9 protein-coding genes and 1 pseudogene are annotated in these 13636 nt (G+C 73.0%); 6 read left to right on the top strand and 4 right to left on the bottom strand.

Going from position 1 to position 13636, the window contains the following annotated elements:
* Positions 1 to 33: 33 nt before the first annotated feature.
* A pseudogene (locus ACGWYJ_RS20175) lies at positions 34 to 1287 on the bottom strand (MFS transporter); the annotation flags it as partial.
* Positions 1288 to 1402: 115 nt separating this feature from the next.
* Here ACGWYJ_RS20175 and ACGWYJ_RS20170 point away from each other — a divergent pair.
* Positions 1403 to 2053, top strand: coding sequence for a TetR family transcriptional regulator (locus ACGWYJ_RS20170; protein ID WP_395107669.1), 651 nt, complete (start codon positions 1403 to 1405; stop codon positions 2051 to 2053).
* Here the strand turns inward: ACGWYJ_RS20170 and ACGWYJ_RS20165 are convergent.
* Positions 2031 to 2402: a hypothetical protein gene (locus ACGWYJ_RS20165; RefSeq protein ID WP_395107667.1), complete on the bottom strand. Its 372-nt coding sequence runs from the start codon at positions 2400 to 2402 to the stop codon at positions 2031 to 2033. The genes ACGWYJ_RS20170 and ACGWYJ_RS20165 overlap by 23 nt on opposite strands.
* A gap of 185 nt (positions 2403 to 2587) precedes the next feature.
* Here ACGWYJ_RS20165 and ACGWYJ_RS20160 point away from each other — a divergent pair, with 185 nt between their 5' ends.
* The 5 genes from ACGWYJ_RS20160 to ACGWYJ_RS20140 all read left to right on the top strand — a co-directional run bounded on the left by ACGWYJ_RS20160 (position 2588) and on the right by ACGWYJ_RS20140 (position 9155).
* Positions 2588 to 3658, top strand: coding sequence for an LLM class flavin-dependent oxidoreductase (locus ACGWYJ_RS20160; protein ID WP_395107666.1), 1071 nt, complete (start codon positions 2588 to 2590; stop codon positions 3656 to 3658).
* Positions 3659 to 3676: 18 nt separating this feature from the next.
* Positions 3677 to 5446: a CocE/NonD family hydrolase gene (locus ACGWYJ_RS20155; protein WP_395107665.1), complete on the top strand. Its 1770-nt coding sequence runs from the start codon at positions 3677 to 3679 to the stop codon at positions 5444 to 5446.
* Positions 5447 to 5555: 109 nt separating this feature from the next.
* Positions 5556 to 7232 carry a sigma-54-dependent Fis family transcriptional regulator gene (locus ACGWYJ_RS20150; protein ID WP_395107663.1) on the top strand — a complete coding sequence of 559 codons (1677 nt, stop codon included), beginning with the start codon at positions 5556 to 5558 and terminating at the stop codon, positions 7230 to 7232.
* Between the two features lie 75 nt (positions 7233 to 7307).
* Positions 7308 to 8207 carry a polysaccharide pyruvyl transferase family protein gene (locus ACGWYJ_RS20145; protein WP_395107662.1) on the top strand — a complete coding sequence of 300 codons (900 nt, stop codon included), beginning with the start codon at positions 7308 to 7310 and terminating at the stop codon, positions 8205 to 8207.
* Between the two features lie 105 nt (positions 8208 to 8312).
* Entirely contained in the window at positions 8313 to 9155 is an 843-nt protein-coding gene (locus ACGWYJ_RS20140; RefSeq protein WP_395107660.1) for a sulfotransferase family protein, read from the top strand.
* Here ACGWYJ_RS20140 and ACGWYJ_RS20135 read toward each other — a convergent pair.
* Both ACGWYJ_RS20135 and ACGWYJ_RS20130 read right to left on the bottom strand, forming a co-directional pair.
* Positions 9148 to 12798 carry a glycosyl hydrolase gene (locus ACGWYJ_RS20135; RefSeq protein ID WP_395107659.1) on the bottom strand — a complete coding sequence of 1217 codons (3651 nt, stop codon included), beginning with the start codon at positions 12796 to 12798 and terminating at the stop codon, positions 9148 to 9150. The genes ACGWYJ_RS20140 and ACGWYJ_RS20135 overlap by 8 nt on opposite strands.
* The gene (locus ACGWYJ_RS20130; protein WP_285699868.1) at positions 12795 to 13622 is read right to left on the bottom strand and encodes a carbohydrate ABC transporter permease; all 828 of its coding nucleotides are present in this window, start codon (positions 13620 to 13622) and stop codon (positions 12795 to 12797) included. The genes ACGWYJ_RS20135 and ACGWYJ_RS20130 overlap by 4 nt, the downstream gene beginning before the upstream one ends.
* Between the last annotated feature and the right edge of the window lie 14 nt (positions 13623 to 13636).

Genomic DNA, 13636 nt, shown 5'->3' with positions numbered 1-13636 from the left:
GAACGCGGTGCCGACGGTGGCGGGTCCCGCGGCCACACCGAGCTGCACGACGGTGTTCACCACGCCGGAGGCGGCCCCGGCGTCGCCCTGGCCCGCCCCGGCCAGGGTGATCTGCATCAGGGAGGACGCGCCGACGCCCAGGCCGGCGCCGTAGAGAAGGATGGGGACGGCCGCCTGCCAGGGGGCGAGGCCGGTCCCGTACCGCGTCACCACGACGATCATCGCGGCGGTCGCGGCCAGCAGCAGCGCCAGGCCCGCCATCGGCAGCACCCGGCCCAGCCTGGGGACGAGCGGCATGCCGAGACCGTTGCCCGCCACGATCCCCACGGTCGCCGGAAGCATGGTCAGGGCCGTCTTCAGCGGCGAGTAGCCCAGCCCGTCCTGTAGGTGCAGCGTCAGCACGAAGAACGCGCCCATCCCGCAGTAGAAGATCAGCATGACCAGGATGCCGACCGGCATGGCACGGGCGCGGAACAGGCGGGGCGGGATCAGCGGTTCGCGCCCGCGCCGTTCCCGTGCGCGCTGCTGCGCGGCGAACAGCGCGAGCAGGGGGAGCGCGGCGGCCATCAGCGCGAACGTCCAGGCGGGCCAGCCCAGCTCGCGTCCCTGGACCAGCGGGTAGAGGACGGCGAGCAGCCCGGCCGCCAGCACCAGGACGCCGACCGCGTCGGCACCGCCGCGCACGTGCCGGCGGGGCGCGGGCATGACCAGGGCGGCGCCCACGGCGGCGGCCACGGCGATCGGCACGTTGACGAGGAAGATCGTCCGCCAGTGCCAGCCGAACAGGTCGGCCTCGGTGAGCAGGCCGCCCAGCAGCGGACCGGCCAGCCCGCCGAGCGGGAAGGTCATGCCGAACAGGCCCATCGCCTTGGGCTGCTCCGGCTCCGGGAACTCGGTGCGGATGAACGACAGCACCTGCGGCACCATCAGCCCGGCGAACACGCCCTGCGCCACCCGGGCCGCCAGCAGCACCGGGACGTCCGGCGCGGCGCCCGCGGCGAGCGAGGCGGCGCCGAAGCCCGCCGTGCCCGCGACGAACAGGGCGCGGTGGCCGAAGCGGTCGCCGAGCCGGCCACCGGTGATCAGGATCAGGGCGAACGCCAGCGTGTAACCGGTGGCCGTCCACTGCAACGCCGAGGGCGAGGCGTGCAGGTCGCGCTGGATGGTCGGGAGCGCGATGGTCACGATCTGGTTGTCGACCATGTCCATGAACACCGCGGTCAGCAGCAGGATCAGCGACGCCCAGCGATGCCCGGCCGGTGGTCGCGTCTGCACGTCCCTGGTCATCTCGTCGCCTCCATCGGGACGGAGTCATATGTCCATCGAGGAGTGTCACTTGAAGATGTGTCTTTGTCAAACGTTCGCGTGATTAAGTTCGATGGACGTGTGGCAGAATGCGTTCATGACCACGGAGCGTCGAGCGGGCAAGGGGGCCGGCAGGCGTCGGGCACCGGCGCCGCACGAGCGCCGGCGCGACCCCGAGCGGACCAAGGCGCGCATCCTCGACGCGGCGATCGAGGAGTTCTCCGCCAAGGGCTTCGCCGGCGCCAGGGTGGCCGAGATCGCCCGCAGGGCGGGCGTGAACGTGCAGCTCATCGCGTACTACTTCGACGGCAAGGAGGGCCTGTACCGCGAGCTCGGGCGGCGGTGGCGGGCGTACGAGGCCGAGGCGTTCCCCGACGACCTGCCCTTCGCCGAGATGACCAAGCGCTACGTACGGGCGAGCGTCGATCCGCGCGGCGGCGGGCGCCTCCTCGCCTGGGCCGGTCTCGCCGACACCGGACAGGACGACGACGAGGAGGAGGCCCGCGAACGTAACGCGCGCCTCCAGCACGAGGTGGAGGCCATACGCGAGCGCCAGCGGAGCGGCGAACTGGACGACCGCCTCGACCCGGCCGCCCTCGTGCTCATCGCCATGAGCGCCGCCAACGCCCTGGCGGTCTACCCGCAACTGGCCCGCGGCCTCTTCGGCGCGGACGCCACCTCACCCGAGGTGGTCGAGCGCTACACCGAACAACTGGCCCGGTTCCTCACCCGCCCCGGCGACAGCTGATGGTCAACCGGCCTGGTTTCGGGGGGTGATCGCGGCCGCCAGGCGGTTCCTCAGGGTGACCAGGTGGGCGATCTCCCGGTCCAGCGCGGTGATGCGGTCCTGGACGCACCTCGCCGATCGCGGCGCCGAACAGGGTGTCACCGGGATGCAGGGGCGGCAGGGGCGCGCCCGGGACGCCCCCTCCGATGAGCGTCCGCAACGAGGGAAACACCTGGAAGTGGCGGTTGCGCAGGAGGACTTGCCCGGGCCCTGGGACGGGCAGCGGGGTCTCCACGATGGCGAAGTGCTCTGGACGGGGCAGGCCGTCGGGCAGTGCGACGAGCCGCACTTCACGGCTGGTGCGGGTCATGTCGTCCCTCCTCAAGATCGGGGGTGCGACGCTAACCCCTGACGCACGCGTCAAGGGCAAGCCCGCCGGGCCGCTTCGGCGTCGTCTCAGGATTGAGACGGCGTGCGGGGGGTGGCGCTCCTAGCATCCGGGCGAGAAGCGGATTTCGCCCCGGGTCGTGGCCCGGGAGGTGAGGGAGCGGCCCCGTGTTGCACGTCGGTGTCAATCTGGGATTCGGCAACCTGCACGAGAAGCTGACCGACGAGGAGATGTTCCAGGGCGAGCTGGGGCTCGCCGAGCTGGCGGACCGGCTGGGGTACGACAGCCTGTGGGCCGTCGAGCACCACTTCGACGACTACGCGATGTGCCCGGACAACGTGCTGCTGCTGGCGCATGTGGCGGGGCGGACGGAACGGCTGAGGCTGGGGACGGGCGCGGTGATCCTGCCGTGGAACGACCCGCTGCGCGTGGCCGAGAAGATGATCATGCTGGACATCGTGTCCGGCGGGCGGGCGCTGTTCGGGATGGGACGCGGGCTGTCCCGCACCGAGTACGCCCCGTTCCGGATCCCCATGTCGGAGGCGCGCGGGCGGTTCGACGAGGCCGCCGCGATGATCCTTGAGGCGCTGGAGACCGGGTACATCGAGGGCGACGGCCCGTACTATCCGCAGCCCCGCGCCCGGCTGCGGCCGAGCCCGCGCGAGTCGTTCAAGGGACGGGTGTACTGCGTGGCCGGGTCGCCCGACTCGATCACGTCGTGCGTCGACCTCGGGGCCGCGCTGATGACGATCGTGACGCGGCCGATCCCCGACCTGATGCCGGTGTTCGACTCCTACCGGGAGCGGTTCCGGGCCGCGCAGGGCACCGAGCCTCCGCCGATCTCGGTCAACGTCAACATGTACTGCCACGAGGACGCCGCCGTCGCCAAGGAGCGGGCCAGGGAGTACATCGGCACGTTCTTCTTCTCCAACGTCCGGCACTACGAGATGGCGGGGGAGCACTTCGCCGACATCGAGGGCTATCAGCGTTACGCCGAGACGGCCAAGGTCATGCGGGAGGCGGGGCTGGAGAAGTCCGCCGCCGACTACGCCGAGTGCGCGCTGGTCGGGACGCCCGACCAGATCATGGCGCGGCTTCGTGAGATCCGGGACGCGCTGGGCGACTTCCAGCTCGTCGTGCTGCCCAGCTTCGGCGGCATGCCGTACGACCAGGCGGAGAAGAGCCTGGAGCTGTTCGCCCGGGAAGTCCTGCCGGCGGCGCGCGAGCTGCGTCCCTGAGACCGGGAGGAGGCACAGGTGGCCAAGCTGAACGTGCCCGCCGTCCCGCTGCGGGTGGAGCACAACGCGCCGATCGAGATGCGGGACGGGACGCTGCTGCGCGCCGACATCTACCGTCCCGCCGAGGGCGGCCCGTTCCCGGTGCTGCTGATCCGCACCCCCTACGGCGAGCCGATGCTGCGTCCGGTGCCGATCCTGCCCGCCGTCGACGCCGGGTTCGCCGTGGTGGCGCAGCACTGCCGTGGCACCGGCACGTCCGACGGCGAGTTCTCGCCGTTCGCGGACGAGGCCGAGGACGGGGCGGACACGATCGAATGGTGCGCGCGCCAGCCGTGGTCCACCGGCGCGGTGGGCATGTTCGGGCCATCCTACCTGGGCATGGTCCAGCTCGCCGCGGCGGCCTCGGCGACGCCCGCGGTGACCGAGGCGCTGCGCGGCCTCGTGACGATCGTGACCCCGGCGGACTACCACTGGGGGCTGGCCTACCGGCAGGGGGCGTTCGCGCTCGGCCAGCTCCTCGGCTGGCACATGCTCAAGACCGCGCAGACGCTGGGCTACCGCGCCGCCGCCGGGCAGGACGTCTCCGGTGAGATGGCGGCGCTGATGCGGCTCATGGCCGATCCGGCGTCCGGATACCGGCACCTGCCGCTGCGGGACACCCCGGCGGTCAGCGGGGTCCTGCCGAGCTGGCGCGACTGGGTGGAGCACGAGCAGGCCGGGGACTACTGGTCCGGGCTGAGCTACAAGGCCACCCGGCACCGGGTCGCCGCCCCGGTCCTGCACGTCGGCGGCTGGTTCGACCTGTTCCTCGGCGGGACGCTGGACAACTTCATGACGTTGACCCGGGACGCGGCGACCGAACAGGCCCGGCGTGGGCAGCGGCTCATCGTCGGCCCCTGGACGCACGCCGACCGCAGCGGGACCGTCGGGGAGCTGCATTTCGGATCGGCCGCCTCGGACCAGGGCGCCCGGCTGGAGCAGGCGCAGCTCGACTTCCTGCGCCGCACCGTCCGGGACGACCCGCAGGAGCCGCGAGGCCCGCGGGTGAGGCTGTTCGTGATGGGCGACAACGTCTGGCGGGACGAGGACGAATGGCCCCTCGCCCGTACCGAATGGACACCCTGGTACCTGCACGCCGGCGGCGCCCTGTCTCCGGAGAGGCCCGAGGAGTCCGAGCCGTCCCGCTTCACCTACGACCCGGCCGACCCCACGCCGACCGTCGGCGGCGCCACGTTCCTCGCCGGCGGCCCCGGCGGCGTGGAGTGGGCGGCGGGGCCGCGCGACCAGCGCGCGGTCGAGGCACGCCCGGACGTGCTGTCGTTCACCAGCGCCGAGCTGACCGAGGACCTGGAGGTCACGGGGCCGGTGACGGTGACGCTGTACGCGGCCACGTCCGCCGCCGACACCGACTTCACCGCGAAGCTCGTGGACGTGTGGCCGGACGGGCGCGCGCTGATCGTCGCCGACGGGATCGTGCGCGCCCGCTACCGCGACGGCACGGGGCGCCCGAGCCCCATCACGCCCGGAGAGGCGCACGAGTACACCATCGACCTGATCGCCACCAGCCAGGTGTTCAAGGCCGGGCATCGCCTGCGCGTGGACATCGCCGGTGCGAGCTTTCCGCAGTTCGACCGCAACCCGGGCAACGGCGCGCCGTCCGCGACCGCCACCGAGGAGGACTTCGTCGTCCAGCACCAGACCGTGTTCCACGACGGCGCCCGCCCGTCCCATATCACCCTCCCGGTGATCCCGCGAGCGGCCGGCGTCGCCCGCACCGCCGGCGGCTGACCGCCTGGCGGAAGGAACGCTGACGCCGGGGGCGCGGCCAAGGATGCTGAGGGGGACGGGAGATCTCCGCTCGGGAGGTGGGCCGGTGCCTCCGGAAACCATGGTTCCCATGCGCGGTCGCGAGGCGTGGCGGCGGACGCTGGCGATCAAGGAGCGGTTCCTGGCTGCGGGGGATCCGGACCTGCTGCCGCCGGAGGACTGCGGTGTCCGGCGCGAGATCGTCCTGTCGTGGCGGCGGTCGCTGCTCAGCGGGGTGGACGCGGCGGCGACCGACCTGCCCCGGGACGAGGCCGCCGTCCCGCCCGACCGGCTGGTGCGGGCGGCGCGTCCCGTGATGGACCGCCTCGAAGCGGAGATCGCCGGGTCGCGGGTGTGGGCGTTCCTGGCCGACGGCGAGTGCCGGCTGGTCCGGCACGTGGTGGGGGATCCGTCGCTGGTGCCGCAGTTGGAGGCGCGTGGGGTGTTCCCTGGGGCCTGGTTCGCCGAGGACGTGGTCGGCACCAACGGGCTCGGCACCGCGGTCGAGCAGCGGCGGCCGTTCATCGTCGCGGGCAGCGAGCACTTCCGCGCGTACGAGAGCGAGGCGACCACCGCGGGCGCGCCGGTGCGCGACCCGGCGACGGGGCGGCTGGTCGGCCTGCTCAACATCAACTGCCGGTACGAGTCCACGAACGGGCTGCTCCTGCCGCTCGTCACGGAGCTGGCCCGGGAGATCGAGGCGCGGCTGCGGGCCGGTGCCTCGCCCGGCGAGCGGGCGTTGCTGGAGATGGTCGCGCGAGCGTCGAAGCGGTCGCCGCAGCCGGTCGCCGGGCTCGGCGAGGAGCTGTTCATCGCCAACCCGGCCGCCCTCACCCTGCTGGACGGCGCGGACTACGAGCCGCTGAAGCGGTGGGCCCGCGAGGTCTCCGCCTCGGGACGGGAACGCACGTCCAGGCTGCGGCTCGGCTCCGGCCTGGTGGTGTCCGCGCGCTGCCGCCCGCTGTCCGGCTCCGCGGCCGTGGTGAGCCTGACCCCCGTGACCGCGGCCCACCCGCCGTCGCCGTGGCAGCGCCTGCTCGACCAGGTGGAACGGGCACGCGCCACACGGCTGCCCGTGCTGCTCAGAGGCGAACGCGGCACGGGGAAGACCGTCCTGTCCCGCCGCCTGCACGAAACCGGGCCGCTCACGGTCGTCGATGCCGCCGTGGACCCGCTCCCCCCGGCGCTGGACGAGGGCACGGTCGTCCTGCGGCACCTCGACGCGCTGCCACCGGAACGCGCGGCGCCCGTGGCGGCGCGGCTGGAGTCCGCGCGGGCCCGCTTCGTCGCCACCGCCTCGGAACGGGAGCCCGGCGACGGCCTGCGCGCCCTCTTCGAGCGGTTCCCCGTCGTCCTGGACGTGCCGCCGCTGCGCGAGCGGATGAGCGACCTGCCCGCGCTGGTCAACGAGATCATCGCCGAGCTGCGTCCCGGACCGCCCCGTCCGCGCTGCACGCCCGACGCGCTCGCCGCCCTGTCCGAGAGCCGGTGGCCGGGCAACCTCCGCCAGCTCCGGCAGGTGGTGGCCACGGCCCTGACGCGCTCGCTGTCCTGCGACATCACCGTGGAGGACCTTCCCGGCGACCACGCGCCCCCCGGACGCGCCCGGCGGCTGACCAAGCTGGAACGGGCGGAACGGCACGCCCTGCTGACCGCGCTCCGCGACGCGTCCTGGGACCGCGAGGCCGCCGCCCGCGACCTCGGCATCTCGCGGGCGACCATCTACCGCAAGCTCAAACGCTTCGGCATCAAGCCGCCGCAGGGGTGAGGACACCGTGAGCGCGCTGACCGGGCTCCGCCGCCTCCTGAGTTCGAGGTCTCCGGCGCGGGGTACCGCGTCGGGATGCGGGTTCTGCTGACAGGGTGGCCGAGCTTCGTCCACGGCGAGGCGACGGCGGGAGACGTCCTGGCCATGGAGGCGGTGTACCGGACGTTGCGGGCGTCCGGCGCGGAATGCGACGTGGCGTGGAGCCCGGTGCTGCGTCCCGATGGCCTCACGCTGGAACGGGCCGAACCCTCCGGCTACACGCATCTGGTGTTCGCCTGCGGCCCCGTGCACGGCGAGCAGGTGCGGTACCTGCACGAGCGGTACGCGCGGTGCCGCCGCATCGCCGTGGGCGTCTCGGTCGTCGATCCCGACGAGCCCGCCGCCCGGGGCTTCGACGTGATCCTGCCGCGCGACGCCCCGGGACGTCCGCCGCGCCGGGACCTGGCCGCCTACGTCCCGGCCGCGAGCCTCCCGCCGGTCGTGGGCGTCGTGCTGAGCCCGGGGCAGGGGGAGTACGGCGCCCGTGGACGGCACGACCGGATCGAGCGGGAGCTGGCCGGCTGGCTGACGTCCCGTGAGTGCGCGCGGGTGCCGCTGGACACCCGGCTGGATTCGCGGGACTGGCGGCACGCCACCGAGCCCGTGGAACTGGAGGCCGTCCTCCGGCGACTCGACCTGGTGGTCACGACCCGCCTGCACGGTCTGGTCCTGGCCCTGAAGAACGGCCTTCCGGCGCTGGCGGTCGACCCGATCGGCGGCGGGGCGAAGGTCACCGCGCAGGCGCGGGCGTGGGACTGGCCCGCGATCGTCACCACGGGACGGGACGACGCGCCGCCGTACCTCGACCGGGCCGAGCTGAACCGCTGGTGGGACTGGTGCCTATCCCCGGAGGGCGGGAACGCTCCGTCCGGGAAGGCGCCCCGGGAACCGTCGTTGCTCGAAGAGCTCGCCAGGGCGCTCGACCGCCTCCGCTGACGTTCTGACCGAAACTTCACTGATAATCGCGTCAACAAAGCGGTCCCGATCTTGGTTCTTGCGTAGGGTCTCGTGACCACACGAGGCGTTCTAAGGATGCGGGAGATGCAGCGCGGCACAGAGGTGAAGAGGGCGCTCCGGCGCAGGGGCGCGCATCTGGTTGAGGCGTTCCGGCCACCGGGGGTGAAGCCCCCGGTCAGGGCCCCGCTGCCGGACCTGTCGGCCGCGCGGCTGGTGGAGTCCCCGGTGTTCGTGCTGTCGTCCCAGCGGTCCGGATCGACCCTGCTGCGGGTCCTGCTCAACAGCCACTCCCAGATCCGGGCGCCGCACGAGCTGCACCTGCGCACGCTGAAGGTCAGGCCCAGCAAGGACTACACCGACGCGATCATGGAGGCGCTCGGCCTGGAGATCAACGAGATCGAGCACCTCCTGTGGGACCGGGTCCTGCACCACGAGCTGGTGAGGAGCGGCAAGCGGATCATCGTGGACAAGACCCCGGCCAACGCGCTGATCTGGCACCGGATCGCGTCGGCCTGGCCGCGGGCGCGGTTCGTGTTCCTGCTGCGCCACCCCGCCGCCGTCGTGGAGTCGGTCATGGCCAGGCGGGACGGCGCCCGGTACGACGAGGTGGTCCAGGAGGTCCTCGACTACACCTCCGGTGTGGAAGAGGCGCGCCGCGCCCTGGACGGGCTCACGATCCGGTACGAGGACCTGACCGCCGAGCCGGAGAAGGAGACCCGCCGGCTGTGCGAGTTTCTCGACGTCCCCTGGGAGCCGGAGATGCTCGACTACGGCGGCAAGGACCACGGCCCGCTCAAGCCGGTGTTCGGCGACTGGAGCACCAACATCAAGTCGGGCCGGGTCCAGAAGGCGCGTCCCCTTCCCAAGGACGAGGACGTTCCCGAGCCCCTGCGCGACATCAGCAAGATCTGGGGCTATATCAGCTGATCAGAGGCTTGGCCTCGGGGATCCTGAGGGTCACCGGGCCGAGCAGCCCGGTGGTCCGCTGGCCCGCGAAGACGAAAGGGGTCGGGCTGGTCTCGTCCAGGTAGGGCGCGAGGGTGCCGTAGACGACGATCTCGATCTCGTTCCGGCCCGCGCGGAGCGACGTGCCCAGGTCGACGACATAGGGCGAGCAGATCCGGACGCCCGCCGGGTTCCCGTTCACCGTCACCTCGGCGGTGCCGCGGACCCGGCCCAGGTCGAGCTCGGCCCTCGCCGGGGTCTCCGCCAGGTCCAGGGCGCGCTTGTAGCGGACGCCGCCGCTGTAACCGGCGAGGCCCTGCTCCTCCCAGTCGCCGAGTCCGATCGTCCCCGGCCCGATGGTGAACTCGACCGGACCCGCCAGCGCCGCGCCCGCCTGATCCTCGGGACGGGTCCTGACGTGCAGCTCCGCGGTCCGTCGTGCCGACCGGTGGCCGCCGGGAAGCTCGATGTCGGGGCCGGTGGTGCCGAGGGGGAGGCCGTCCAGGTAGACGCCCGTGACCTCGCCGCGCGCGGTGAACCGCATCCGCGTCGCGCCGGGCGGCACGGAGAAGCGGAACGATTCCGTGCGGGGCCGGGCGTCGGGAACGGCGAAAGGCACGGGGAGAACGACGCCTTCGCCATCGTCGCCCTCCAGCCGGCGCGCGCCGGGCAAGGGGTGCGGGCGCCGGTGGAGGTGCAGGGCCGCCGGGTCGCCGTGCTGCGCCCGTCGCGGAACGACCGGCACCGGGACGTCGTCGCGGGCCGCCCGCCAGGTGACGTCGGAGACCGCCGCGCCGTCCACCAGGACCGCGGGCGGGGTCGCGTTCTCGGTGAGGACGACGGTGAGCCGGCTCCCTGACACCTCGTAGCGGCCGACGCGGGGAGCCTCCTTCTCGGCGTAGGGGTCGAAACCGCCCTGACGGCCGATCTCCACCCCGTCCACCAGGATCCGGCACGGCGCCGCCGAGGTCACCTGGAGCGGACCGGGGCCGCGCAGCTCGGTGGTGAAGGCCACCCGCGCGCCGGGCCGGGGGCCGCCCCCAACGGTGATCCATTCGGGACGAAGGCACCGGGCGGGGTCGGTCACGACCGACAGATGGCCGCGCAGCCGCACGTCGGCGTCCGGCACCAGCCGCACCTCCAGGACGTGCTCACCCGCGGGGAGGACCGCCCTGGTCACGGCCAGATAGCCGTGGTCGTCGACAGGCACGGGATCTCCGTCGACGAGGATCTCCTTCGCGGCGGCGGCACCGACGACCAGGAAACCGCCCCGCGCGGGCACGGTCGTCCTCGTGCGGAGGACGACGCGCCGCCCGGCCCCGACCTCGCCGAAATCCAGGAACTCCTCGGGCACGTGGCCCTTGGGACCGAGCGTGGCGCGGTGAACCGGGTCCTTGTGGATGCCCCGGCTGTCGGAGTACACCACAGACCGCCACCGCGGATCGTCGTCCCGGCGCCAGACCCCATGCGGCCCGAAGGTCGCCAGAGCGGGCCGCCACGGGCCGTCCCCTGCCCTGTGCTCGACTTGCCAGCGTTTCAGGACCGGCATGGCGCCCAGCGGCCGGGCGAAGTCGCCCCAGGTGTTGTCGAGGGTCGGGACCAGCTCCATGTCCCAGGTGGAGCCCAGGTCGAGCTGGGCCGTCCGGGGCGGGGACGGGAGCGCTTCCGGCTCCGCGGACCCTCCGCCCGGGAAGATCAGGAGCGCGGCGGGACCGTCGTCGAACGGGACGACCACCTCGGCCGAGGACGGTCCAGGGGTCGTCGGCAGTGGGCGCGGCGGCCCGCCGAAGGGGCTCGCCAGCAAGGCCGGGCCCGTGACGCCGTGGACGCGGACCCGCATGTCGCGGTGGTAGCGGTCCGGGTCGAAGTCGTAGGTCACATCCAGCCAGCCCAGGTCGGCGCCGCGCTCGTCCGGGCGGCCGACCGACACGCGGCTGGCCATGGACTCGGCCGCGCTCAGGAACACCACCGTCGCGCCGTCCACCTCGCGGACCAGCGCGGGCACGGGCGCCTCCACCCGGCGCGAGGCTCGCAGCAGAGGGCCGAGGGAGTCCACGTCCGGGACGGATTCCACCAGTTCCGCGAGCCTCGCCACGGCCTCGCCCGCCTCCGGGTCGCCGACGCCGTGGAGCGGGCACGGGCCGACCGCGATGACCCGGCCGCCCCGCTCGGCCAGGGAGATCAGCCGCCGGGCCGTCTCCCCTTCGAGGACGGTGCAGGCCGGCAGCAGGACGGTGCCGTACGACTCGTCCGCGACGGTCAGCCGTCCCTCCGCCACCACGGCCCGCCGAACGGAGTCGTCGTCGAGGATGTCGGCGTCCACCCCGAGCCGGTCGAGGACGCCGGGCACCATGGCGAACCAGGCCATGTCGCCCACCAGCGCCCGGTAGGTCTCCTGCGCCAGGGCGGCGGCCCCGTCCACACCGTCGAGCCGGGTACCGGCCTGCGCGGTCGCGGTCGGGAACAGCACGGCCACGTCGCACACGTGGCGGCCCAGGGACAGGGCCGCGCACAGCCGGGTGACCGCTTCGGCGAAGACGCGGTGATGCGCCCAGTACGGCTGCCGCCAGTCCGTTGACGGTGGCGCCCACTCCCACCAGCCCGCCTTGGTCGAGTAGTAGACCGCGTGCGGGTTGTAGAGGGTGGCCCCTGCGCGCAGCCACGGCAACAGCCAGTCGAAGGTCTCCTCCAGCGTCCCTCCCCACCCGCTGGAGTGGAACGCCTCGATCCAGACGCGGTCCCTGCCGTAGAGGTGGGCCAGGGACGAGTGGATCTTCGCGTCGCCATGGTGGTCCGAGCCGGGCGCGCCGAACCAGCGGTGCGTCCGCGCGTAGTCGGCGTACAGCCGCACCCCGTCCACCGGACGCCCGGCGCGCGCCGGATCCTGCTGGTCGCAGCCGTGCAGCAGCCCGTGCCGCGCGTGCCACTCGGCCAGCGGGCGGAAGAACGCCTCCTCCGCCAGCTCGGCCCGGGTCAGGTGGTAGTCGCGGCGGACCGCCCGCGCCTCGTCGTCCTTCCACAGCGACGCCAGGTGGGGGACCAGGTCGTAGCCGCGGCGCCGCGCGAACTCCTCGGCGAACCCCTCGGTCCAGGTCGGGAGCGCGGGCAGCTCGTCCTGGAAGGAACCGACGATCACGGTGCCGAGCCGGTGCCCCAGCCGCCGCTCGAACTCGCCGTGGACGCGGTCGAGCAGGGCCGCGCACGCCTCCGCCGACAGGTAGTCGAAGCCGCGCGTGACGGTCGAGCCGTCCCGCTCCAGCCAGCGCCCGGCGAACTCCGGAACGTCCCGGACGAGCCTGGCCTGGAGGTCGGCGCCGGAGAAGCCGAGCTGGTCGTAGAACCACAGGGACACGCCGAGCCCGGCGGCGTCCTCGCACACCCCGTCCAGCAGCTCCCACCAGGCGTCGGAGAAGAAGGCGGGCTCGTCGGCGTCCGACCCGAACATGGGGCCGGACGGGGCCAGGTTCATGATCACCAGGTTGTGGACGCCGCCGTCGGCGAACCGTTCGAGCTGGTCCCGCAGGCGGCGGCGGTCCAGCCGCTCGCCGCTCCACCACCAGATCGGCGCGGGCGAGTACGCGCGGGGCGGCGTCTCCAGCACCTCCCGCAGCCGCGGCGGGATCATCCCTTCAGCCCGCTGGCGAAGCCCTTGATGACGTACCGCTGGAGCAGCAGGAACACCACCAGGATCGGCAGGGCGGCCAGGACCAGGCCGGCGAAGACCAGCCCGTTGTCGGACACGTACTGGCCGACGAAGGCGTACACCCGCACCGGCACCGTCTCCCGCGTCGAGCCGCCCAGGTACAGCAGCGGCGTGAAGAAGTCGTTCCAGACGAACACCGCGTTGAGGATCAGCACGGTGCCGGTGATGGGCCGCAGCAGCGGGAACACCACCCGGGTGAACGCCTGGAAGTGCCCGGCGCCGTCGATCAGCGCGGCGTTGGCGTAGTCGGAGGGCAGCGCCCGGATGAACCCCGTGTACAGGAAGATCGTGAAGGGTAGCTGGATCCCGGTATAGAAGATGATCATTCCCTGGAAGGTGCCGAGCAGCCCCGCCGCGTCCACCATCTTGAACAGCGGGATCATCCCGAGCTGGAACGGCAGCACGATGCCCAGCAGGAACAGCACGTACAGCCCGTACCCCAGCCGGGTCGCGCGGCGGGCCAGGAAGTAGGCCGCGAACGACCCGATGGCGATCAGCGCGATCAGGCTCGCCACGGTGACCACGGTGCTGTTGAAGAGCGCCGGGCCCAGCTCGGCGCGTGTCCAGGCCCGCGAGTAGTTCTCCAGCACGGGGCTGGTCGGCGGCGCCAGCGGCGACTCGGCCACCTGCCGAGGGTTCTTGAACGACAGCGTGACCAGCGCGTACACCGGGAACAGGAAGGCGACGGCCACCGCGATCATCACCAGCTCCAGCCCGAACGTCCGAAGCCCGTACCGGAAGCTCATACCGCCCCTCCTTC

Origin of the sequence: Actinomadura sp. SCN-SB (assembly GCF_043906805.1) — a bacterium.
Classification (GTDB): Bacteria; Actinomycetota; Actinomycetes; order Streptosporangiales; family Streptosporangiaceae; genus Spirillospora.
The sequence above is the reverse complement of the archived record's forward strand: the minus strand, read 5'-3'. Positions and strand labels throughout refer to the sequence as shown.